This window comes from Pseudomonas sp. KH_024_B2, from assembly GCF_057839965.1.
In genome coordinates this window covers 1,494,990-1,518,039 of record NZ_CM174502.1, presented here as the reverse complement: position 1 = coordinate 1,518,039, position 23,050 = coordinate 1,494,990, and the positions used below count along the sequence as shown (strand labels likewise).

17 protein-coding genes are annotated in these 23,050 nt (G+C 58.9%); 5 read left to right on the top strand and 12 right to left on the bottom strand.

Annotated features, from left to right (window positions below):
• Positions 1 to 121: 121 nt before the first annotated feature.
• From cmk to mtnA, 7 genes are all read right to left on the bottom strand, one after another.
• Positions 122 to 811: a (d)CMP kinase gene (cmk, locus tag AC3I0A_RS07160; RefSeq protein ID WP_489376944.1), complete on the bottom strand. Its 690-nt coding sequence runs from the start codon at positions 809 to 811 to the stop codon at positions 122 to 124.
• Positions 808 to 3,015, bottom strand: a complete 2,208-nt coding sequence (locus AC3I0A_RS07155) for a bifunctional prephenate dehydrogenase/3-phosphoshikimate 1-carboxyvinyltransferase (protein WP_489378447.1) — start codon at positions 3,013 to 3,015, stop codon at positions 808 to 810. The genes cmk and AC3I0A_RS07155 overlap by 4 nt, the downstream gene beginning before the upstream one ends.
• Positions 3,016 to 3,043: 28 nt before the next feature.
• Entirely contained in the window at positions 3,044 to 4,156 is a 1,113-nt protein-coding gene (gene hisC / locus AC3I0A_RS07150; RefSeq protein ID WP_489376943.1) for a histidinol-phosphate transaminase, read from the bottom strand.
• Positions 4,157 to 4,166: 10 nt separating this feature from the next.
• Positions 4,167 to 5,261 carry a prephenate dehydratase gene (gene pheA / locus AC3I0A_RS07145; RefSeq protein WP_489376941.1) on the bottom strand — a complete coding sequence of 365 codons (1,095 nt, stop codon included), beginning with the start codon at positions 5,259 to 5,261 and terminating at the stop codon, positions 4,167 to 4,169.
• Positions 5,261 to 6,346, bottom strand: coding sequence for a 3-phosphoserine/phosphohydroxythreonine transaminase (gene serC / locus AC3I0A_RS07140; protein ID WP_489376940.1), 1,086 nt, complete (start codon positions 6,344 to 6,346; stop codon positions 5,261 to 5,263). The genes pheA and serC overlap by 1 nt, the downstream gene beginning before the upstream one ends.
• 252 nt (positions 6,347 to 6,598) lie before the next feature.
• Positions 6,599 to 9,265: a DNA gyrase subunit A gene (gene gyrA, locus AC3I0A_RS07135; RefSeq protein ID WP_489376938.1), complete on the bottom strand. Its 2,667-nt coding sequence runs from the start codon at positions 9,263 to 9,265 to the stop codon at positions 6,599 to 6,601.
• A 435-nt stretch (positions 9,266 to 9,700) separates the two neighbouring features.
• The gene (mtnA, locus tag AC3I0A_RS07130) at positions 9,701 to 10,777 is read right to left on the bottom strand and encodes an S-methyl-5-thioribose-1-phosphate isomerase (protein WP_489376937.1); all 1,077 of its coding nucleotides are present in this window, start codon (positions 10,775 to 10,777) and stop codon (positions 9,701 to 9,703) included.
• A gap of 106 nt (positions 10,778 to 10,883) precedes the next feature.
• Between mtnA and AC3I0A_RS07125 the strand changes: the two genes are divergently transcribed.
• From AC3I0A_RS07125 to AC3I0A_RS07105, 5 genes are all read left to right on the top strand, one after another.
• On the top strand, positions 10,884 to 12,215 hold the full coding sequence (locus AC3I0A_RS07125; RefSeq protein WP_489376936.1) for a TRZ/ATZ family hydrolase: 1,332 nt from the start codon (positions 10,884 to 10,886) through the stop codon (positions 12,213 to 12,215).
• 79 nt (positions 12,216 to 12,294) lie between these two features.
• On the top strand, positions 12,295 to 12,993 hold the full coding sequence (gene ubiG / locus AC3I0A_RS07120; RefSeq protein WP_489376935.1) for a bifunctional 2-polyprenyl-6-hydroxyphenol methylase/3-demethylubiquinol 3-O-methyltransferase UbiG: 699 nt from the start codon (positions 12,295 to 12,297) through the stop codon (positions 12,991 to 12,993).
• A 4-nt stretch (positions 12,994 to 12,997) separates the two neighbouring features.
• The gene (gene mupP / locus AC3I0A_RS07115) at positions 12,998 to 13,669 is read left to right on the top strand and encodes an N-acetylmuramic acid 6-phosphate phosphatase MupP (protein WP_489376934.1); all 672 of its coding nucleotides are present in this window, start codon (positions 12,998 to 13,000) and stop codon (positions 13,667 to 13,669) included.
• Between the two features lie 194 nt (positions 13,670 to 13,863).
• The gene (locus AC3I0A_RS07110; protein WP_489376933.1) at positions 13,864 to 14,604 is read left to right on the top strand and encodes a YciK family oxidoreductase; all 741 of its coding nucleotides are present in this window, start codon (positions 13,864 to 13,866) and stop codon (positions 14,602 to 14,604) included.
• 356 nt (positions 14,605 to 14,960) lie between these two features.
• A complete protein-coding gene (locus AC3I0A_RS07105; protein ID WP_489376932.1) occupies positions 14,961 to 15,887 on the top strand; it encodes a GGDEF domain-containing protein in 927 nt (308 codons plus the stop codon).
• Positions 15,888 to 16,027: 140 nt separating this feature from the next.
• On the opposite strand, the gene AC3I0A_RS07100 is transcribed toward AC3I0A_RS07105, so the two are convergent.
• The 5 genes from AC3I0A_RS07100 to trhO form a co-directional block, all read right to left on the bottom strand.
• Positions 16,028 to 16,822 (bottom strand): iron-containing redox enzyme family protein, encoded by a 795-nt coding sequence (locus tag AC3I0A_RS07100; RefSeq protein ID WP_489376931.1) that lies wholly within the window; start codon positions 16,820 to 16,822, stop codon positions 16,028 to 16,030.
• Positions 16,823 to 16,867: 45 nt separating this feature from the next.
• Complete coding sequence (locus AC3I0A_RS07095; protein ID WP_489376930.1) at positions 16,868 to 19,327, bottom strand: EAL domain-containing protein; 2,460 nt, start codon at positions 19,325 to 19,327, stop codon at positions 16,868 to 16,870.
• A 172-nt stretch (positions 19,328 to 19,499) separates the two neighbouring features.
• Complete coding sequence (locus AC3I0A_RS07090; RefSeq protein ID WP_489376929.1) at positions 19,500 to 21,308, bottom strand: ABC transporter ATP-binding protein; 1,809 nt, start codon at positions 21,306 to 21,308, stop codon at positions 19,500 to 19,502.
• Positions 21,301 to 21,903 carry a DsbA family protein gene (locus tag AC3I0A_RS07085; RefSeq protein WP_489378446.1) on the bottom strand — a complete coding sequence of 201 codons (603 nt, stop codon included), beginning with the start codon at positions 21,901 to 21,903 and terminating at the stop codon, positions 21,301 to 21,303. Before AC3I0A_RS07085 ends, AC3I0A_RS07090 begins: the two co-directional genes overlap by 8 nt.
• Positions 21,904 to 21,939: 36 nt before the next feature.
• The gene (gene trhO, locus AC3I0A_RS07080; RefSeq protein ID WP_489376928.1) at positions 21,940 to 22,881 is read right to left on the bottom strand and encodes an oxygen-dependent tRNA uridine(34) hydroxylase TrhO; all 942 of its coding nucleotides are present in this window, start codon (positions 22,879 to 22,881) and stop codon (positions 21,940 to 21,942) included.
• Positions 22,882 to 23,050: the final 169 nt, after the last annotated feature.

The window sequence follows — 23,050 nt, the reverse complement described above, 5'->3', positions numbered from 1 at the left end:
TAATTCCTGTTGATAAGGGCGAAGAATACGCCCATCTGCCACATCCCAGACGATGTGGGTTACGTTCATATAAAAGAAAAACCGCAGGACTATGCCTGGTGTTCCCTGCGGAGTTTCCTGGTCACCCGGCGATATCGCGAATGGCGATCTCGCTCATGATGCGTTCCAACACCTGCTCGATGGACAATTCCGTGGAATCCAGCTGTATGGCGTCAGCCGCCGGTTTGAGCGGGGCTACCGCTCGCTGGGTGTCACGCTCATCGCGCGCACGTATCTCATCTAGCAGACTCGACAGACTAACATCATCGCCTTTGGCCTTCAACTGCAAGTAACGGCGACGTGCACGTTCCTCGGCGCTGGCGGTCAGAAATATCTTCAACGGCGCATCGGGGAATACCACCGTACCCATGTCCCGACCATCGGCCACCAGACCCGGCGGCTCCTGAAAAGCCCGCTGGCGCTGCAGCAATGCGTCACGAACTGCCGGCAGCGCAGCGACCTGCGAGGCACCCGAGCCGATACTTTCGGTGCGGATGACATCGCTGACTTCATCACCTTCCAGAATAATGCGCTGCAGCTGACCGTCGGTCGCCGCGATGAATTGCACATCCAGGTGAGCGGCGAGCTTCTTGAGCAATTCCTCATTCGTCAGGTCGACGCCATGGTTATGCGCCGCAAAAGCCAGCAATCGATAAAGCGCACCGGAATCCAGCAGGTTCCAGCCCAGGCGCTTGGCCAGCATCCCGGCGACAGTGCCTTTGCCAGAGCCGCTTGGCCCATCAATAGTGATGACCGGTGCGATGCTGATCACGACTGAGCCTCTTGCGCAACGCGGATACCGACTTGCGCGCACAACGCGAGGAAGTTGGGGAAGGAAGTCGCGACGTTGGCGCAGTCATGGATACGGATTGGAGCATTTGCCCGCAACGACGCAACACTGAAGGCCATGGCAATCCGGTGATCGCCGTGACCATGCACTTCACCGCCACCAATCTGGCCACCATCGATGATGATGCCGTCCGGGGTTGGCTCGCATTTGACGCCCAGCGCCAGCAAACCATCGGCCATCACTTGAATGCGATCCGACTCTTTGACTCGCAGCTCTTCTGCGCCACGCAGCACCGTGCGTCCGTGGGCACAGGCGGCAGCCACGAACAGCACCGGGAATTCATCGATGGCCAACGGCACCAGCTCTTCCGGGATCTCGATACCCTTCAGCTTAGCCGCACGCACCCGCAGATCAGCCACTGGCTCGCCGCCGACTTCACGCTGGTTTTCCAGAGTGATGTCAGCGCCCATCAGCCGCAGGATGTCGATAACGCCGGTACGAGTCGGGTTGATACCGACGTGCTCAAGCACCAGCTCGGAGCCTTCGGCAATCGACGCCGCGACCAGGAAGAATGCCGACGAGGAAATATCCCCCGGGACTTCAATATGGGTCGCTGTGAGTTTGTGCCCGGACTCGACCGAAGCCGTAGCGCCATTCACGGTTACCGGATAGCCGAAACCACGCAACATACGCTCGGTATGGTCGCGAGTCGGCGCCGGCTCGGTGACGGTGGTTTTGCCATCGGCATACAGACCGGCCAACAGCAGGCAGGATTTAACCTGGGCACTGGCCATCGGCATGCTGTAGGTCAGGCCTTTGAGCTTGTTGCCACCACGAATGGTCATCGGTGGACGACCGTCTTCAGCCGTCTCGATGACCGCGCCCATTTCGCGCAGCGGATTGGCCACACGATTCATCGGCCGCTTGGACAGCGAAGCGTCACCGGTCAAGGTGCTGTCGAAGCTCTGCGCCGCCAGCAAACCCGACAACAGGCGCATCGATGTACCGGAGTTACCCAGATAGATCGGCCCCGGAGCGGGCTTCAAGCCGTGCAGGCCGACGCCGTGAATGGTTACGCGGCCATGGTGCGGACCTTCGATCACAACACCCATGTCACGGAAAGCCTGCAGCGTCGCCAAGGCGTCTTCGCCCTCGAGGAAACCTTCGACTTCGGTGGTGCCTTCGGCTAAGGAGCCGAGCATGATCGAACGGTGGGAAATCGATTTGTCGCCTGGTACACGAATCCGCCCAGTCAGGCGGCCACCAGGATTAGCCAGGAAAATCAGGTCGTTGGAGTTCATAGCGTCCACATAGGCCCGGCGGGCCAGGATTTTACTGAAATGCTCGCGGGCAACCCGGGCGCGTGTAAAAACGCCCAACAGTTGGTGCCCGTCCCCTGCATCGACCGCGTCGCGCAAGGCGTCGAGGTCGCTGCGAAATGTATCGAGTGTGCGCAGGACAGCTTCGCGATTGGCGAGGAAGATGTCGTGCCACATGACCGGGTCGCTACCGGCGATTCTCGTGAAATCGCGGAAACCGCCCGCAGCGTAACGGAAGATTTCAAGATTTTCACTGCGCTTGGCCAACGAATCGACCAAACCGAATGCCAGCAAGTGCGGCAAGTGGCTCGTGGCCGCCAGCACTTCATCATGACGCTCGACCTGCATGTGCTCGACATCCGCACCCAACTCGCGCCACAGCCGGTCGACGATCGCCAGTGCGGCCGGATCGGTCTGGTCCAGTGGAGTCAGAATCACTTTGTGTCGACGGAACAACTGCGCATTGGAGGCTTCCACCCCGCTCTGCTCGGAACCGGCAATCGGATGCCCCGGCACAAAACGCGCCGGCATGCCGCCGAACGCTTCGCTCGCAGCACGCACCACATTGCCTTTGGCGCTGCCGACATCCGTCAGAATCGCCTGCCCCAGGTCCATGCCCGCCAAAACGACAAGCAATTTCTCCATCGCCAGAATCGGTACCGCCAACTGAATGACATCGGCACCGCTACAGGCGAGAGCGAGGTTTTCTTCGCAGCGATCCACCACACCCAGCTCAACCGCCAGCTTGCGCGATTGCGGATCAAGATCGACACCCACCACTTCACGGCACAGCCCGCTTTCGCGCAGGCCCTTGGCGAAGGAGCCACCGATCAGACCCAGACCGATCACCACCAGGCGACCGATCATAGGTACGGCAGGTTGCGTTGCAATGACATCAACCACGGGCCAGAACCCTGGCCAACGCCTCGAGGAAACGGCTGTTTTCAGCCGGCAAGCCAATAGTGATGCGCAGGTGATTCGGCATGCCGTAGTTGGCCACCGGACGGACGATCACACCTTCATGCAGCAAGCCCTGGAACACCGGTGCCGCGACGCGCCCCAGATCGACTGCAATGAAGTTGCCTTTGGATGGAATCCAGCTCAGGCCCAATTCGCGAAAGCCCGCTTCCAGCTGCTGCATGCCGGACTCGTTCAACCGGCGGCTTTCGGCCAGATATTCGGCGTCCTGCAGGGCAGCACAGGCCGCGGCCAGGGCCAGGCTGTTGACGTTGAACGGCTGACGCACGCGGTTCAGCACATCGGCGACGACCGCCGTGGACAGGCCATAACCGACACGCAACGCCGCCAGGCCATAAGCCTTGGAGAACGTCCGCGAGACCAGCAGATTCGGGTAAGCCGCGAGGAAGTCCAGACCATCCGGCAGATCGCTGCCTTCGGCATATTCGATATAGGCTTCGTCGAGCACCACCAGCACATGCTCAGGCACGTCCTGAAGGAACTCGTCCAGCGCCTCGGCACCGAACCAGGTACCGGTCGGATTGTTCGGATTGGCGATGAAGACCACGCGGGTATTGCTGTCGATGGCTTCGAGCATCGCCGGCAAATCGTGACCCCAGTCTTTGGCCGGAATCACCCGCGCCCCAGCACCCACCGCCTGAGTGACGATCGGATAGACCGCGAACGCATGTTCGCTGAACACCGCATTCAGACCCGGCGCCAGATAAGCACGGGCCACCAGCTCCAGAATGTCGTTGGAACCGTTACCCAGGGTCACCTGGTCGAGCTGCACCCGGCACTGTTCGGCCAGCAGACTTTTCAAGGCAAAGCCGTTGCCATCCGGATAACGGGTCAGCTCGGCCAGCTCTTCGCGAATCGCTGCCAAGGCTTTAGGGCTGGCACCCAACGGGTTTTCATTGCTCGCCAGCTTGACGATTTTTGCCGGATCGATACCCAGCTCACGCGCCAGTTCGTCCACGGGTTTGCCCGGGACGTAAGGCGAAAGTTGTTGCACGCCCGGCTGTGCCAGAGCGAGGAAGTCGCCACTCATTATTAAAGCCTCAGAGAACCGCTTTCGGGTAGGAACCCAGCACCTTGAGTGCTACTGCTTCCTGACTGATCTTCTCCAGCACAGCCTTGATCAGCGGATCACGGTGATGGCCGACGAAGTCGATGAAGAACACATAGGTCCATTTGCCGCTGCGCGAAGGCCGGGTTTCGATCCGCGTCAGGTCGATGCCATTGTCGTGGAACGGCACCAGCAACTCGTGGAGCGCGCCGGGCTTGTTGCTCATGGAGACGATGATCGAAGTCTTGTCGTCGCCGGTCGGCGGCACTTCCTGGCTGCCAATCATCAAGAAACGCGTGGAGTTGTCCGGGCGGTCCTCGATTTTCTCGGCCAGACGAGTCAAGCCGTAGAGTTCGGCCGCCATGTCGCCGGCAATCGCCGCCGAGTTCCACTCACCCTTGACCCGCTTGGCCGCTTCGGCGTTGCTGGAAACCGCCACGCGCTCGACATTCGGGTAATGGGCGTCCAGCCACTTGCGGCACTGGGCCAGGGACTGGGCGTGGGAATAGATGCGGCTGATGCTGTCGGTCTTGGTGTTTTCCCCGACCAACAGGTGATGGTGGATCCGCAGCTCGACTTCGCCACAGATCACCATGTCATGCTCGAGGAAGCTGTCGAGGGTGTGGTTGACCGCGCCCTCGGTGGAGTTTTCCACCGGGACCACGCCAAAATTCACCGCACCGGCCGCCACTTCACGGAACACTTCATCGATCGCCGCCATAGGCTTGCTGATCACTGCATGACCGAAGTGTTTCAGGGCCGCGGCTTGGGTGAAGGTGCCCTCAGGGCCCAGATAAGCCACTTTCAGCGGCTGCTCCAGCGCCAGGCACGAAGACATGATTTCGCGAAACAGACGCGCCATTTCTTCGTTGCCCAACGGACCTTTATTGCGCTCCATGACTTTCTTGAGCACCTGAGCTTCGCGCTCGGGACGATAGAACACCGGCACTTCGCCTTCGGCCAGTGAAGCCATCTTGACTCGTGCGACTTCCTGGGCGCAGCGCGCACGCTCACTGATCAGCTCGAGGATTTTATCGTCCAGACTGTCAATGCGCAGGCGCAGTGCCTTGAGTTCTTGCTCGGACATTAGCCGTGTTCCTTCTCGAACTCCGCCATGTACGCCACCAGCGCGTTGACCGCGTTGATGTCGACGGCGTTGTAGATAGAGGCGCGCATGCCACCCACCGAACGGTGACCCTTGAGATTCAACAGGCCGCGTTCCTCGGCACCCGCCAGGAACGGCTTGTCGAGGCGATCGTCAGCCAGACGGAATGGCACGTTCATCCACGAGCGGTCGGACTTGTTGATCGGGTTGCTGTAGAGGCCGCTGGCGTCGATGAAGCCATACAGCGTGCGCTGTTTGATGTCATTGAGCTTGCCGATGGCTGCTACGCCGCCCTGCTCTTTCAGCCATTCGAAGACCAGGCCGGACAGGTACCAGGCCAGGGTTGGCGGGGTGTTGTACATGGAGCCGTTGTCGGCCGCGACCTTGTAGTCGAGCATGGTCGGGCAGATTGAACGGGCGCGACCCAGCAGGTCTTCGCGAACAATGTTGACGACGATGCCGCTTGGGCCGATGTTTTTCTGGGCGCCGGCGTAGATCATGCCGAAACGCGAGACATCCACCGGGCGCGAGAGGATGTCCGAAGACATGTCTGCGACCAGCGGCACATCACCGGTTTCCGGGATCCACTGGAATTCCAGGCCGCCGATGGTTTCGTTCGGCGCGTAGTGCACGTAGGCCGCGTCTGGCGACAGCTTCCATTCGTTCTGACCGGGAATTGCGAAATAATCGTAAGGCTTGGCCGTCGCTGCCACATTGACGGTGCCGAAGCGCGAAGCTTCCTCGATGGCTTTCTGCGACCAGATACCGGTGTCGATATAGTCGGCCTTGCCGGTTTCCGGCAACAGGTTCAGAGGAATCTGAGCAAATTGCTGGCTGGCGCCGCCTTGCAGAAACAGCACTTTATAGTTCGAGGGGATATCCAGCAGATCACGCAGATCCTGCTCGGCCTTGGTCGCGATGGACACGAACTCATCACTGCGATGGCTCATTTCCATGACCGACAGGCCCTTGCCGTGCCAGTCAAGGAGTTCACCCTGCGCACGCTGCAGGACAGCTTCGGGAAGCGCCGCGGGACCGGCACAGAAGTTATAGGCTCTCTTGCTCACATCCAATCTCGCTCTGATTAAATCATCGATCGACACAGGGGCCAATCATCAACATGGGACCCAATCACTGTGGGAGCGAGCTTGCTCGCGATGGTCGCTAACGATAACGCGTGCTTCCTGACGAAACGCGTCAGCTTCAAGTCCATCGCGAGCAAGCTCGCTCCCACATTTTGATCTCCATGGGTGCCTAAATAGTCACTCGGGACAAACAACAAGGGGGAGAATTTTCATCCTTCCCCCCTGTGTGTCCGTTTATTCCTGCGGTTCGGCGTCGTCAGCCGCGGCATCGAGTTGCTGATCTTCAACAACATCATCGATGACTACACCGCCCTCGAACTCAGCGCCTTCCTCGCCTTCCTCACCTTCCAGCTCTTCGCCTTCGACTTCGGATGGTTCCTGAACGCGCTCCAGGCCGACCAGTGTTTCGTCGCTGGCCAGCTTGATCAGGGTCACGCCCTGAGTGTTGCGGCCGAGGCTGGACACTTCGTCGACGCGGGTACGAACCAGTGTGCCCTGGTCGGAAATCAGCATGATCTCCTCACCGTCGAGCACCTGGACCGCACCGACCAGACGGCCGTTACGATCGTTGCTGACCATGGCGATAACGCCCTGACCGCCACGTTTGTACTCAGGGAACTCGCTGATGGCCGTACGCTTGCCGTAACCACGCGCCGAAGCGGTGAGGATCTGGCTGCCTTCTTCCGGGATCAGCATGGAAATCAGCTTCTGGCCTTCCGGCAGACGCATGCCACGCACACCGCGAGCGGTACGCCCCATGGCGCGAACGTCGGACTCTTTGAAGCGGGTAACCTTGCCGCCATCGGAGAACAGCATGACTTCGCGCTCGCCATCGGTGATCGCGGCGCTGATCAATACGTCGCCTTCGTCCAGCTCCAGCGCGATCAAGCCGACGCTGCGTTGACGGCTGAATTGCTCCAGCGGGGTCTTCTTCACGGTACCGTCAGCGGTGGCCATGAAGATGTAGTGACCTTCGGTGTATTCGTCGACCGGCAGCATGGTGGTGATGTATTCACCGTCACCCAGCGGCAGCAGGTTGACCAACGGACGACCACGGGCAGCGCGGGATGCTTCCGGAATTTCGTAGGTTTTCAGCCAGTAGACCTTGCCCTTGCTGGAGAACAGCAACAGCGTGGTGTGGCTGTTGGCGACCAGCAGGTGAGCGATGTAGTCCTCATCCTTGACGCCAGTAGCCGACTTGCCTTTACCGCCACGACGCTGGGCCTGGTACGCAGCCAATGGCTGGGTCTTGGCATAGCCACCGTGGGAGATGGTCACGACGCGCTCTTCTTCCGGGATCATGTCACCCAGAGTCAGGTCGAGACGGGCATCGAGGATCTCGGTGCGACGCACATCGCCGTACTCGGCACGAATGGTTTCCAGTTCCTCGCGGATCACTTCCATCAGGCGCACAGCGCTGTTGAGGATGCGGATCAGCTCACCGATCTGGTTGAGGATTTCCTGGTATTCGGCCAGCAGCTTCTCGTGTTCCAGGCCGGTCAGACGGTGCAGACGCAGCTCCAGAATGGCTTGCGCCTGTTCTGGCGAGAGGAAGTACTTGCCTTCGCGCAGACCGTATTGCGGATCGAGGTTGTCCGGACGGCAGGAATCAGCACCGGCACGTTCGACCATCGCGACCACTGCGCTGGATTCCCAAGGCGTGCTGATCAGCGCTTCCTTGGCTTCCGACGGCGTTGGCGAGGCCTTGATCAGGGCGATGACCGGGTCGATGTTCGACAGGGCAACCGCTTGACCTTCCAGAATGTGGCCACGTTCGCGGGCTTTACGCAGTTCGAACACGGTACGACGGGTCACGACTTCGCGACGGTGACGGACGAAGGCTTCCAGCAGATCCTTCAGGTTGAGGATCCGCGGACGACCGTCGATCAACGCAACGATGTTGATACCGAACACGCTTTGCAGCTGGGTCTGGGCGTAGAGGTTGTTGAGGATCACCTCAGGCACTTCGCCACGACGCAGCTCGATCACGACGCGCATACCGTCCTTGTCGGACTCGTCGCGCAGCTCGGTGATGCCTTCAAGCTTCTTCTCTTTGACCAGCTCGGCGATCTTCTCGATCAGACGCGCCTTGTTCAGCTGGTAAGGGAGCTCGGTGATGACGATCTGCTGACGACCACCGACCTTGTCGATGTCTTCGATGATCGAACGGGCACGCATGTAAATGCGCCCGCGACCGGTACGGTAGGCTTCGATGATACCGGCGCGACCGTTGATGATCGCGGCCGTCGGGAAGTCCGGACCGGGGATGAATTGCATCAGCTCATCGATGGTCAACTCAGGGTTGTCGATGAGTGCCAGGCAACCGTCGATGACTTCACCGAGGTTGTGCGGCGGAATGTTGGTCGCCATGCCCACGGCGATACCGCTGGAGCCGTTGACCAGCAGGTTGGGGATCTTGGTCGGCATGACCGCCGGGATCATTTCGGTGCCGTCGTAGTTCGGCACCCAGTCCACGGTTTCCTTGTGCAGGTCAGCCAGCAGCTCGTGCGCCAGCTTGGTCATGCGCACTTCGGTGTATCGCATGGCCGCGGCGTTGTCGCCATCGACCGAACCGAAGTTACCCTGACCGTCTACCAGCAGGTAGCGCAGGGAAAAAGGCTGGGCCATACGAACGATGGTGTCGTACACCGCAGTGTCACCGTGGGGGTGATACTTACCGATCACGTCACCGACAACACGGGCGGATTTCTTGTACGGCTTGTTCCAGTCGTTACTCAGCTCGCTCATCGCGAACAGTACGCGCCGGTGCACGGGCTTCAAGCCATCGCGCGCATCAGGCAGTGCCCGCCCGACAATTACGCTCATTGCGTAATCGAGGTAGGACTGCCTCATCTCGTCTTCGATATTGACCGGGATGATTTCTTTGGCCAGTTCGCCCATGAGAAGCCTGATTCCTTTTTCTGGTGAAACCTCGTCACATCCATATGGGACGAACGAAGCTCGTCGATGCAGGCTTGGTGCCATGCATCGGCTTACGACAAATCAACGAGTTATGCCATGGATCTGCGCAGTAAAGGCAGCCACATCGGACTACCTTGGAAACCGCCGGATGTTATCACAATCGCCGCCACGCACCTATCCCCCAGACGCGCATGGAGCATAGTTAGTTGACCGGTGACAGGCTGATAGGGGACGAGAGAGGCTTAGAGGCGTTTTGAATGAAGATTCGGGGGATGGATGGGGGTTATTTGTTGTCTGTGAGGGCCCATTCGCGGGCAAGCCCGCTCCCACACTCGACCGTGGCTAACTGAAGCACTTGGCCAAAAGTGGGAGCGGGCTTGCCCGCGAAAGCGATTCAACAGACGCCAAATACCTTCAATGCAGCCGCTTGCGACACATCAACTGAGCCAGTTTCGCGGTATCGGGCCGCTCGACTATGCCTTTTTCGGTGACGATGACGTCGATCAGGTCCGCCGGGGTGACGTCGAAAACCGGGTTGAAGGCGTCTACATCAGCACCGACGCGTTTGCCGCCGACGGCCAGCAGTTCGCTGCCTTCGCGCTCTTCGATAGGAATATCATCACCACTGGCCAGCGTCATGTCGATGGTCGAACTCGGCGCCACCACCATGAAGCGCACCCCATGGTGCATCGCGCAAACTGCCAATTGGTAAGTACCAATCTTGTTCGCCACATCGCCATTGGCGGTAATCCGGTCGGCACCGACGATCACCCAGGTCACACCCTTGGTTTTCATGATATGTGCCGCGGCCGAGTCGGCGTTCAACGTGACCGGAATACCTTCATTGGCCAGCTCCCAGGCCGTGAGCCGCGAGCCTTGCAGCCAGGGCCGGGTTTCATCGGCGTAAACCCGCTCCACCATGCCTTCCAGCCAGGCGCCACGAATCACCCCCAGCGCTGTACCGAAGCCGCCGGTGGCCAAGGCGCCGGTATTGCAATGAGTCAGGATCGCCTGGGCATTGCCCTGATGCTTGCGGATCAGATCGACCCCCAATTGCGCCATGGTCAGATTGGCTTCGCGATCGCTTTCATGGATGGCCAACGCCTCTGCTTCAAGGAGCGCCAGTGGATCAGCGTGCCCTTTTAGCCGCTCAAGACGCTCGCGCATGCGATTCAGCGCCCAGAACAGATTGACCGCGGTCGGCCGCGAGTCCGCGAGCAAGGCAAAATCCTCTTCCAGGGCGGCCTGCCAGTCACCGCCAGCGGCAAACCGCGTGCGCGCTGCCAGCACCACACCATAGGCCGCACTGATGCCAATGGCCGGGGCGCCACGCACCACCATCGAGCGAATGGCTTCGGCCACGCCCGCAGCGCTGGTGTAGGCGATCCAGTTTTCCTCGAACGGCAAAATACGCTGATCGAGCAGATACAGGGCGTCATCCCGCCAATCGATGGCCTTCACCTTCTCCGCAGCCAACAGTCGATCGCGCATGCCTTACCCCGTACTCAGAAACAAAGCCGTCGATTATAGCGATCCCCCGGCGAAGACGCTCGGGTATACTTCGCCATCCTTTATAAAGTACTGGAACCCACCCTCGATGCCGAATCCTGCCGCTGCGCTCGACTTATTATTGTTGCCGACCTGGTTGGTACCTGTCGAACCCGCCGGCGTGGTCCTCAAAGAGCATGGTCTGGGCATCCGTGACGGTCGCATTGTATTCATCGGCCCACGCGCCGACGCCTTGAAACTCAAGGCCACTGAAGTCCGCGAACTGCCGGGCATGCTGCTCAGCCCCGGGCTGATCAATGCTCATGGGCATGCCGCGATGACCCTGTTTCGCGGCCTGGCCGATGACCTGCCGCTGATGACCTGGCTGGAACAGCACATCTGGCCCGCCGAAGCCAAGTGGGTCGATGAGGGTTTTGTTCGCGATGGCACCGATCTGGCCATCGCCGAACAACTTAAAAGCGGCATCACCTGTTTCTCGGACATGTATTTCTTCCCGAAAGTCGCCAGCGAACGCGTGCATAACAGCGGTATTCGCGCGCAGATTGCGATCCCGATCCTCGACTTCCCGATTCCCGGCGCCAGCGATGCCGACGAGGCCATCCGTCAGGGCGTCGAGCTGTTCAACGATCTCAAGCACCATCCGCGCATCAAAATCGCCTTCGGCCCTCATGCACCCTACACCGTCGGCGACGAGAACCTCGAGAAAATCCGGGTCATCGCCGAGGAGCTGGACGCCTCGATTCATATGCACGTCCATGAAACTGCCTTTGAAGTGCAGCAATCCGTCGAGCAGCGCGGCGAGCGGCCGCTGGCCCGCCTGGGGCGCCTGGGCTTGCTCGGGCCGCGCTTCCAGGCCGTACACATGACGCAAATCAGCGACGACGACCTGACTTTACTGGTAGAAAGTAACAGCAGCGTGATTCATTGCCCGGAATCGAACCTGAAACTGGCCAGCGGCTTCTGCCCGGTCGAGCGTTTGTGGCTGGCCGGCGTCAACGTGGCGGTCGGCACCGACGGTGCGGCCAGCAACAATGACCTCGATCTGCTGGGTGAAACCCGTACCGCGGCACTGCTGGCCAAGGCCGTCGCCGGCTCGGCGACCGCTCTGGATGCCCATCGCGCCTTGCGCATGGCCACGCTCAATGGAGCCCGAGCGTTGGGACTGGAGGCCGAAGTCGGCTCACTGGAAGTCGGCAAGGCTGCCGACCTGGTGGCCTTCGACCTCTCTGGCCTGGCGCAGCAACCGATTTACGACCCCGTCTCGCAGCTTATCTATGCTACCGGCCGGGACTGCGTGAAACACCTTTGGGTCGCCGGCAAGCAATTACTCGACGACCGGCGCCTGACCCGTCTGGATGAGCAACAGCTCTGCGCCACAGCCGTAGCCTGGGGCAAACGCATCAGCGGTCATTGTGAATAGTCTTTGTGAATAGATAGAAAAACCTTGAGCTGACGTTCAAGGCCAGGCACAGAATTTATCAGATTTAGAGGATGATCCCATGAGCAACGTCGACCACGCTGAAATCGCCAAATTCGAAGCCCTGGCCCATCGCTGGTGGGACCGTGAAAGCGAATTCAAACCGCTGCACGACATCAACCCGCTGCGGGTCAACTGGATCGACGAGCGGGTAAAACTGGCCGGTAAAAAAGTCCTCGACGTCGGCTGCGGCGGCGGCATCCTCAGCGAAGCCATGGCTCAGCGCGGCGCAACGGTGATGGGCATCGACATGGGCGAAGCACCGCTGGCCGTGGCTCAGTTACATCAACTGGAGTCCGGCGTCAGCGTCGAGTACCGGCAGATCACCGCCGAAGACCTGGCCGAAGAAATGCCGGAGCAATTCGACGTGATCACCTGTCTGGAAATGCTCGAACACGTGCCAGACCCGTCTTCGGTGATCCGCGCTTGCTTCCGCATGGTCAAGCCCGGCGGCCAGGTGTTCTTCTCCACCATCAACCGCAATCCCAAGGCGTTCCTGTTCGCGATTGTCGGCGCCGAATACATCATGAAACTGCTGCCGCGCGGCACCCACGATTTCAAGAAATTCATCCGTCCTTCCGAGCTCGGCGCCTGGAGCCGGTCGGCCGGGCTGAGCGTCAAGGACATCATCGGCCTGACCTACAACCCGCTGACCAAGCACTACAAGCTGGCGACGGACGTTGACGTCAACTACATGATCCAGACCCTGCGGGAGGAATAAGCCCATGCGTATCAGAGCGGTTCTTTTCGACATGGACGGCACGCTGCTCGACACCGCACCGGACTTTATCGCCATCTGCCAGAGCATGCGCGCCGATCGCGGCCTGGCGCCGATTTCAGACAAGCACATCCGCGACGAGATCTCCGGCGGTGCGCGGGCGATGGTTGCCGTGACGTTTTCGATGGACCCGGAATCACCGGGCTTCGAGGAACTGCGCCTGGAGTTTCTGGAGCGCTACCTAAAAGACTGCGCGGTCCACAGCAAGCTTTTCGACGGGATGGCCGAACTCCTGGCAGACATCGAAAAAGCCAACCTGATCTGGGGTGTCGTCACCAACAAGCCGCTGCGCTTTGCCGAACCGATCATGCAGCAACTGGGGCTGGCCGAGCGTTCGGCGGTACTGATTTGCCCGGATCATGTGAAGAACAGCAAGCCTGATCCCGAACCGTTGATCCTCGCCTGCAAGATGCTCGACCTCGATCCGGCCAGCGTGCTGTTCGTTGGCGATGACCTGCGCGATATCGAGTCGGGTCGCGACGCAGGCACCAGAACTGCCGCGGTGACCTATGGCTATATTCATCCGGACGACAACCCCGGTCATTGGGGGGCGGATGTGGTGGTCGATCATCCGCTGGAGTTGCGTAAGGTGCTGGATAGCGCGCTGTGTGGCTGCTGAGACGCGCTCCCGGATCATTGGACGGTGCCGCCTGTTCGGACGCCTTCGCGGGCAAGTCGGATCGCCGCACCGCCGCTCCCACATGATCTCGGCCTGACGCACCTTTATCGGTGCATGCGATCCCTGTGGGAGCGAGCTTGCTCGCGAATGACCGCGAAGCGGTCGCTCTGTTTTCTGTTTTGTTGAGGTTTTTTATGTTTGATTACTCCGCCCGCCCTGAATTGCTCAAAGACCGGGTCATTCTGGTCACCGGCGCCGGTCGTGGCATTGGTGCTGCCGCTGCAAAAACCTTTGCAGCTCATGGCGCCACGGTGCTGCTGCTCGGCAAGACCGAAGCCAATCTGACCCAGGTTTATGACGAAATCGAAGCGGCCGGTTATCCACAACCGGCCGTCATTCCATTCAATCTGGAAACCGCGCTGCCGCATCAGTACGACGAACTGGCAGCCATGATCGAAACCGAGTTCGGGCACCTCGACGGTTTGCTGCACAACGCCTCGATCATTGGCCCGCGCACCCCGCTGGAGCAGTTGTCCGGCGAAAACTTCATGCGTGTGATGCACGTCAACGTCAACGCCATGTTCATGCTGACCAGCACCCTGCTGCCGCTGCTCAAACTGTCCAAGGACGCGTCGGTGGTGTTCACCTCAAGCAGCGTCGGACGCAAAGGTCGCGCCTACTGGGGCGCCTACGGTGTCTCGAAGTTTGCGACCGAAGGCCTGATGCAAACCCTGGCCGATGAACTGGACACTGTCGCACCGGTCCGCGCCAACAGCATCAACCCTGGCGCCACCCGCACCAGCATGCGAGCTCAGGCTTATCCGGGCGAAAACCCGGGCAACAACCCGACGCCTGAAGCAATCATGCCGGTCTATCTGTACTTGATGGGCCCGGACAGCAGCGGCATCAACGGCCAGGCCTTCGACGCGCAATAAACCTCCCCCCATCGCCGTGACGGAATTCTGTCACGGCGCATGTCATACGCTCAGCAGATCGGCTGCCGAAGCCAAATAAATGCCGATATCCCCATGGGCATTACGCCCAATGACCTGAATTAAAACGATTTTTATTTAACTGAACCGACTGGCACGACTTTCGCTCTAACACTACTCAGACACGCAGTGTGTTAGCGAAGCGGGCGTCGCTTGAGCCGGGGTTTATAACGACCGGTAAAGCAGACTAGACTGTAACCAATTGTCCTACGGGACTGATGGACCAGTATGACGCGCAGCCCAAAGCCGCTCTCACCCAGCCTGTAAGACAGCATTACGCGCTTAGGGGCTCACGCCATATGAAATCACCTACCCAGACCAACGCAATTGACTTTGATAGCGCCAAATTGCAACGCCTGGGCTTTGGTCAGCAGTCACCACTTCTGCATCGCCCCGTCAGCCTTGCTCAACTGCGCCAGCAACTCGCTCTGCAGTTGCAAACCAGTCTTGAGCTACAGCCCATCCTGGGAGTGTTCTTCCGCGAAATTCAGCGACTCGTTCCGCTGGATGCCTTGAACTACCAGCACCAGGCCAGCGATTTGCGCCTGGAGTTCGGTCAGCGCGGGCACCACTCCGTGAGCTATAGCCTCAGCCATGAAGGCGAGCACCTGGGCGAACTGGTGTTTCGACGCAATCAACGCTTTAGCGAACAGGAACTGGGTAATCTGGAATCCCTGCTGTCCTCCCTGCTCTTTCCAATGCGCAACGCCCTGCTGTACCGGGCGGCCACCCGTAGTGCGCTGCGTGACCCGTTGACGGACACCGGCAACCGCATCGCCATGGATCAGACGCTGCAGCGCGAAATTGAACTGTCCCGCCGGCATCTGCAGCCGTTATCGCTATTGATGCTGGATATCGACCATTTCAAGAGAATCAACGACAACCACGGTCACAGTGCCGGCGACAAGGTGCTCAAGGCTGTAGCGGCCTCGATCAAGGACCAGTTGCGCAATGTCGATATGGTGTTTCGATATGGTGGCGAGGAGTTTCTGATCCTGCTCTCCAGCACCGGCCGAGAGGCCGCCGCCATGGTTGGCGAGCGGCTACGTCAAGCGGTACTGGCTCAGGATTATTGGGCGGATGACACGCTTATCGAACTGACGGTGAGCCTGGGCTGCTCCACCCTGTTACCCGGTGAGTCAGTCGAAAGCCTGTTGCGCCGGGCAGACAGTGCCTTGTATGTGGCAAAACGCGAAGGCCGTAACCGACTGGCGATGGCGGGTTGAGAACGCAGGACTAATGTGGGAGGACTAATGTGGGAGCGAGCTTGCTCGCGAAAGCGGTATAACAGGCGACATCAGTGCTGAATGTCAGTCCGCCTTCGCGAGCAAGCTCGCTCCCACATTTGATTTGTGTTGCCTTCGGATTAGCTCTCGACCAGCACCTTGCGCTCACGAGTTACCGCTGCCCGTTGCGACTGCTCCAACTGCATGCAGCGTTCCAGGAACAGGTACATGTAGTCATAGCTCTTACAAACGGCCTGGCGCAATTCGGCTTGCAGCGATTGGGTCGGGTTCATACCCGCCAGCGTGCAGATGATTTCCAGCGCTTCCCATGGATGGGCATCATCGTACTGGGCATGCATTTTCAACCACTTCATCGCTCGCTTGCGGTCTTCCTCCGGGAACGCCGCCGCATAGATGCCATTGGAGCAAACCAGCGCCGACCACTCGCCAGTGGCTCCCTCGATGGCATAGTTGGTCGCGGCGATCGCCACGATCAGCGAATCAGCCGAACTGGTGTGCCAGCACCAGTGACTCAGGGCATGAAGCTCCGGGGCTACCTCCTGCGCCTGCAAATCTTCCAGGCTGACGCCATGCGCACGACTCCAGTGCACCCAATAATCGGCGTGATTGAGTTCTACCCGAATGTTACGCATCAGCCAGCGACGCGCCATGTCTTCGCCGGGGTGGCGTGCAAAGCGGGTTTTGGCCAGATTTTGCGACATATACAAAGCGAACTGCTCAACGACAGGCCAGCCACCGATAAGGTACTGACGCATGGTTTTTGTGCTGAGCTTGTTATCGCGCATGCGCTGATACAGTTCGTGCTCAACCACCCGGCGCTTGCTCTCGCTGCAATCGCGGATCAGCTTTTGAGCCCATAACGGGTAACTTGCGGCTTCCATAAGTGGGCCAGTTCTGTTGAATGTGTCGATCATTGTCGAGCTCCTTTTGATTGTGATGGTACTGATCAACAGGAGGTTTCAACGGAACGTGCCAGGCGCCTTGAATAACAAAGGCTGTGGTCGGGTGGGTCGACACTGCAGACTGTCACCGGTAAACAATTGCGGGCGTTGAATAATATACCCTTGAGCGTAATCCACTCCGATCTCCAGCAAGGCCTGCTCAATCTGAGGTGTTTCAACAAACTCGGCAATTGTGCGTTTACCCATGACATGACCGATATGATTGATCACTTCGACCATAGCGCGATTAATCGGGTCGTCCAGCATATCCTTTACGAAACTCCCATCGATCTTCAAGAAGTCTACAGGTAAATGTTTCAGATATGCGAATGAGGACATACCGGCACAAAAGTCATCCAGCGAGAAATAACACCCTAAGCCTTTGAGTTCATTGATAAATTTTATTGCGCTCCCCAAGTTTGAAATTGCACTGGTTTCTGTGATTTCAAAACAAATCATTTCAGGAGGGATAGCGTAGGAAATGAACTGCTCCCGCAGGAAGTCCAGAAAGTCATCATCTCCTATAGTAATACCTGACAGATTAATCGCACACATTGCCATTGGCCCTTCTCGCTCTTGCGCAATGCACTGGGCAATAACCTTGAATACGTTCTGCACTACCCAACGATCCAGCGATGTCATTAATCCATAACGCTCGGCCGCAGGAATAAAGCTGTCGGGCAGAATCATCCGCCCTGCTTCATCATGTAACCGCAGCAATATTTCTATATGCCCGTTCCCACGTTCTGTATGACCCAACGCGGCGATTTCCTGGGAATATAAAACGAAGCGGTTTTCTTCCAGCGCCAAATGCAGTCGCTGCACCCACGCCATCTCACCAAAGCGCAAGGACAACTCCGAATCGTCGGCATGGTAGACCTGTACCCGATTTCGCCCTTTCTCCTTGGCCATATAACAGGCCATGTCGGCGGCACGTAATGATGTTTCAAGGGTGGCAGGCGCCTGGGAGACATGCACCAGGCCGATACTGACCGTGGTCACAAAGGGCCGGCCTTTCCACACGAAATGGAGGTTCTGCACGGTCTGACGCAGCCCCTCGGCGATCTTCTCCGCAGCGTCCGGCGGGCAGTATTCAAGCAGGATGCCGAATTCGTCTCCACCCAACCGGGCCAGGGTATCGCCTTCGCGCAAGCCCGATTGCAACAAGGCACAGATATGCCGCAGCAGTTCGTCGCCCGCCGCATGACCGCACGTGTCATTGACCACCTTGAACTGATCGAGGTCGAGGAACATGACAGTGTGCCGGCCCGGCTGATGTGTCAGATTGTGCAGGGCTTGTTCGAGGCGATACTCGAATTCGCGGCGGTTAGCCAGGCCCGTCAGCGCATCATGAGTCGCCTGCCATGAAAGATTGGCGATGTACTGCCGCTCCTGAGTCATGTCGTGCAGCACCAGCACCGTGCCACTGACTTTACCGGCATTGCGGATCGGCGTACCGACCAGGTTCACCGACACCGTGCTGCCGTCCAGGCGCTGAATCAGTTTGGCGTGCTCACTGCCGCCACTGAGTTGACCGCTGAGAATGTGCTCGATCAGGGTAAAACCATCAGCCTGGGCGTCTTCATCCAGCACATTGAATAACGCCGCCAGCGGCAGACCAACGGCCTGCTCGGCTTTCCAATGAGTCAGCACTTCAGCCGCCGGGTTCATATAAGCGATCGCCCCCCCGACATCCGTGGTGATAACGCCATCACCAATGGATTGCAGGGTGATTTGCGCCCGCTCTTTTTCCAGCTGCAAGGCATTGGCAAATGCATGACGTTGTTTCAGCAGCTTGTGGGTACGCAGCAGCGCCATAGCGATCAGGCCGAGCGCGGTGACCAGATTGGTAATCAGCAACAGCCTCAGAATGAACCGCGACCCCTCGCCCAATGCATCACTGAAGGCTTTGGCAGCAGGTGTCACCCTCTCGTTAATCGCAAATATCCGGGCTTTCCAGCGTTGAACATCGCCAGCAGTCGCCAGATTACTGGCCATGCCCTGGTGCATTTCTAGAGCGACAGTGTCCAGTTGCACCAGATAGCTATCGCCCACGATCCACAGATCGATGGCTTTTTCCAGGTAACTGAAGTGACGAAAGTTCAGGTACAACCAGATCAGACTGGAGACGTCATCCGGATGGTTGCCGCCCTTGAGGATACCCAGACGGGCAGCCTCAAGGTCCGGGGGCCTGGAATCCAGGGCAAGACGCAGCTGATGCCCGCCCTGCGGCACGGCGATGGCATCCTGGTATTTGAGGAAAATGCTTTCGTCGCGACTGTCGGCATACAGGTTGAGGTAATAGATAGCGTCTTTCTGGCCCTTGGACCACAGACTCTCACCTGCAACATAACCGCGCACCGCCGACAGAACGTACAGGCTGACGCCACCCAGCAATGCCTGAAACAACACGACGGCAATGAATGGCCAGACGATACCCAACAACCGTGGCGTTCCGAGAGTCCGCTTTTGCTTCATGTCGTCCCTTGCATAAGCACGAGTGGAGTTTTGCTCCTAACAGCACAGACTAGGCTAGTTTTCGACGATTCGGACGGCTGGATGCTTCGCTGGATCCAACGAAAACGTCAATCGCCACAAAAGCGCCATTGCCCCCAGTGAATTCAAACATTCACAGAGGGCCGGACAAGACTCAAGGTCGCTGCACCTGCTGCAAATGCCCATAAAGCTTGGCATACAAACCACCATCAGCAATCAATTGCTGGTGGTCGCCATCCTCGGCGATCTGCCCGCCATCAAACACCAGCACTCGATCAGCCTGTTTTACCGCAGACAGACGGTGGGCGATGATCAAGGTTGTCCGACCGTTCAGAAAGCGCGCCAGTGCCTGGTGCAGGTTGTACTCGGTCGCAGCGTCCAGCGCCGAGGTCGCCTCGTCGAGTATCACCACCTTGGGTTCGGCCAGGACCATCCGCGCAATGGCCAGACGCTGACGCTGACCGCCAGACAGGCGCACCCCGGAACGCCCGACGACGCTTTCCAGCCCTTGGGGCAAGGCTCTGATCGTGGCATCCAGTTGAGCAATTTCCAGCGCCTGCCAGCAGGCTTCATCACTGCGTGAACGGCCCATGGTCAGGTTGGCCCGTACCGTATCGTTGAACAGCGCCGGGTGCTGCAACACCACGGCAACATGCTCGCGCACGGTTTCCAGGCCGATTTCCTGCTGGGTCGAACCGCCGAAACGGATGCTGCCCGCCTGCGGCGTGTAGAGCCCCAAAAGCAATTGCACCAAGGTACTTTTGCCACCGCCGCTGGCGCCGACGATCGCGACCTTTTCGCCGGGCGCGATGGACAGGTCCATCTGATTGAGCACCAATTCTTCGCCATAGCCGAAGCTCAAACCACGAACTTCGATCCCCACCGTCTCACGCCCCAGAAAAGGGTTAATACCGCCGGGGTACTGTGGCTCATCGGCACGGGACAGCAACTCATTGATCCGCGTCAACGCCCCTCCCGCCGCGTAGTAGGCGTACTGCAAATTGAGCAATTGCTCGACCGGCCCGATCATGAACCAGAGATAGCTGAACACCGCCAGCATCTGGCCGATGGACAGGTCGGAAAACAGCACGGTGAGCATGGCCGCCGCGCGGAAGATGTCGATACCGAACTGGAACAGCAAACCGCTGGCCCGACTGGAGGCGTCGGTCTTCCATTGCGAGTTCACCGCATAATCGCGCACTTCCTGCGCCCGCTGGCCTAAACGGCCGAGGAAAAAGCCCTGGCGGTTACCGGCGCGAACTTCCTGGATCGCCTCAAGGGTTTCGGTGAGCGCCTGGGTAAACCGTGAAGTGCTGTCGTTCTCCAGTTTTTTCAGGTGTTTGACCCGTTTGCCCAGTTGCACCGTGGCGTAAATCATCAGCGGATTGAACAGCAAAATCAACAACGCCAGCTGCCAGTGCATCCAGACCAGAATGCCCGCAGTCCCGACCAGCGTGAGCATGGCCACCAGAAAACGACTGAGGGTTTCACCGACGAATTTATCGACGGTATCCAGATCGGTGACCAAATGAGTAGCCACCGTGCCACTGCCCAGGCTTTCGTATTCGCCGAGGGAGATGCGTTTGAGTCGCTCGATCAGCCTGACGCGAATGCGGTAGACGATGTCTTTGGCCAGGCCTGCGAACAATCGCGCCTGCACCACGTTGAACAGCAATGCACCACAACGCAGTGTCAGGGTGATCAGCAGCATCAACCCGATGTAGCCAGCGGCGCTTTGCCAGCCTGTCGGTAGCGCGTGATTCATGACCTTCAGCGCGGCGTCGCCATGCCCCAGCAACACTTCGTCCACCAGCAACGGCAACAGCAAAGGGATAGGTACGCTGCAGAGCGTCGCCAACACCGCTACGCCGTTGGCGATCCACAGGGATTTCTTGTGATGTAACGCCAAACGACGGATTTCCGCCCAGCTCAGCCGATCGATACGTTTGGGTTGATCATGCACAGGCGGCACGCTCCAGCCAACGACCGAGCAATGGGGACAGAACGTCAAGCGGCTGATAGCCATTGGTCAGCAGCGCCAGTTGACCATTGCGCTCGGCGAGCAAGGTCGGGAAACCGGCAATACCCAGGTCCTGTACCCAAGTGAAGTCCGCCGCCGTCGCCGCGTGCTGATCAGCGCGATCGAAGGCTGCGGCAAACTCGATACGTGGTAAACCCGCTGTTTCAGCCAGTTCCACCAATACGCTCGCGTGGGTGACGTCGCGACCTTCGACATAAAAGGCCTGCTGAATCAGCTTGAGCAGTTTCCAGGCACAGTCCGGTGCCAGGCTGCGCGCGGTCACCACCGCCCGGCAGGCCGGCTCGGTGTCATAGACGAAACCTTCGGGCAAGGCGCCCTCGAGTTTGAACGGCTGACCAGTGGCCTCGGTGACCGCCTGCCAGTGCTCAAGAATGTAACGCCGCGTGGTCGGTTCCAGCGCCGCACCACTGCCGGTGCGCAAGCCGCCGACCACCAGATGCAACTCGACACCTGCGGCCTGCGCCTGCTCTATCAGGGCCTCGGCCACCGGAGCGAAGCCCCAGCACCAGGAACACATCGGGTCCATCACATAGAGCAGGCGCGCAGACATGGTTCAAGCCTCGGAAGGTGATTGCTTGTAGTTGTAACCGATCGGGTGCGGCATATTGCGCGCCTTGGCCAGTTCGATCTGCTTCTGCCGGTCGATGGCACTGCGCCGGGTTTTCTCGCTCAGTTTATCCCAGCAATGCGGGCAACTGATGCCGGCCACGTAGTGCTCGGAGGTGCGGTCTTCGACGCTGACCGGTGTCCGACAGGCATGACACTGATCGTAGTCTCCTTCGCTAAGGTCGTGACGCACGGTCACGCGGTTATCGAAGACGAAGCAGTCGCCCTGCCATTTGGTTTCTTCCTGCGGCACCTCTTCGAGGTACTTCAGAATACCGCCCTTGAGGTGATACACCTCGTCGAAGCCCTGGCTGAGCATGAAGCTCGAAGCCTTCTCGCAACGAATGCCGCCGGTGCAGAACATCGCGACTTTCTTGTGCACGGCAGGGTCGAAGTTGGCTTTGATGTAGTCAGGGAATTCGCGAAAACTGGTGGTTTTCGGATCGATGGCGCCTTCGAAGGTGCCGATCGAGACTTCGTAGTCGTTACGGGTATCGATCAGCAGCACTTCTGGATCGTTGATCAGGGCGTTCCAGTTCTGCGGATCGACATAAGTGCCGACCTGTTTGTTCGGATCAACGCCGTCAACGCCGAGGGTGACGATCTCTTTCTTGAGCTTGACCTTGGTCCGATAGAACGGCTGATCTTCGCAGTACGACTCTTTGTGATCGATGTCGTCCATGCGCGGATCGTTCTTCAACCAGGCCATCAGCCCGTCGATACCTTCACGGCTACCGGAAACGGTGCCGTTGATGCCTTCTTCGGCGATCAGCAAGGTGCCTTTGATGCCGTTATCGACCATCGCCTGCAGCAGTGGCTCGCGCAGGGCGACGTAATCTTCAAGGGTGACGAACTTATACAGTGCCGCCACGACAATGTTTTGTGCCATGGGTAATCTCCAGGTGGCTACCCTCGTAAAGGGTGAACCGGATGCAAAAAAAACGCGCCGACTAATGACATTAGCGGCGCGTTGCGGATTCTAGCAAAAACGAAGCGATTAATGGGCTGCCAGATATCTGTGTGGCGAGCGAGCTTGCTCGCGCTGGGGCGCGCAGCGA

What these genes read in the sequence shown, in the direction of transcription:
- AC3I0A_RS07155 (WP_489378447.1), bottom strand. Translation starts at nt 3,015, where the DNA reads ATGATCGGTCGCCTGGTGGTGATCGGTCTGGGTCTGATCGGTGGCTCC.
- hisC (WP_489376943.1), bottom strand. Translation starts at nt 4,156, where the DNA reads ATGAGTGGCGACTTCCTCGCTCTGGCACAGCCGGGCGTGCAACAACTT.
- pheA (WP_489376941.1), bottom strand. Translation starts at nt 5,261, where the DNA reads ATGTCCGAGCAAGAACTCAAGGCACTGCGCCTGCGCATTGACAGTCTG.
- gyrA (WP_489376938.1), bottom strand. Translation starts at nt 9,265, where the DNA reads ATGGGCGAACTGGCCAAAGAAATCATCCCGGTCAATATCGAAGACGAG.
- mtnA (WP_489376937.1), bottom strand. Translation starts at nt 10,777, where the DNA reads ATGCGCGATCGACTGTTGGCTGCGGAGAAGGTGAAGGCCATCGATTGG.
- AC3I0A_RS07125 (WP_489376936.1), top strand. Translation starts at nt 10,884, where the DNA reads ATGCCGAATCCTGCCGCTGCGCTCGACTTATTATTGTTGCCGACCTGG.
- ubiG (WP_489376935.1), top strand. Translation starts at nt 12,295, where the DNA reads ATGAGCAACGTCGACCACGCTGAAATCGCCAAATTCGAAGCCCTGGCC.
- mupP (WP_489376934.1), top strand. Translation starts at nt 12,998, where the DNA reads ATGCGTATCAGAGCGGTTCTTTTCGACATGGACGGCACGCTGCTCGAC.
- AC3I0A_RS07110 (WP_489376933.1), top strand. Translation starts at nt 13,864, where the DNA reads ATGTTTGATTACTCCGCCCGCCCTGAATTGCTCAAAGACCGGGTCATT.
- AC3I0A_RS07105 (WP_489376932.1), top strand. Translation starts at nt 14,961, where the DNA reads ATGAAATCACCTACCCAGACCAACGCAATTGACTTTGATAGCGCCAAA.
- AC3I0A_RS07100 (WP_489376931.1), bottom strand. Translation starts at nt 16,822, where the DNA reads ATGATCGACACATTCAACAGAACTGGCCCACTTATGGAAGCCGCAAGT.
- AC3I0A_RS07095 (WP_489376930.1), bottom strand. Translation starts at nt 19,327, where the DNA reads ATGAAGCAAAAGCGGACTCTCGGAACGCCACGGTTGTTGGGTATCGTC.
- AC3I0A_RS07085 (WP_489378446.1), bottom strand. Translation starts at nt 21,903, where the DNA reads ATGTGTTCCTGGTGCTGGGGCTTCGCTCCGGTGGCCGAGGCCCTGATA.
- trhO (WP_489376928.1), bottom strand. Translation starts at nt 22,881, where the DNA reads ATGGCACAAAACATTGTCGTGGCGGCACTGTATAAGTTCGTCACCCTT.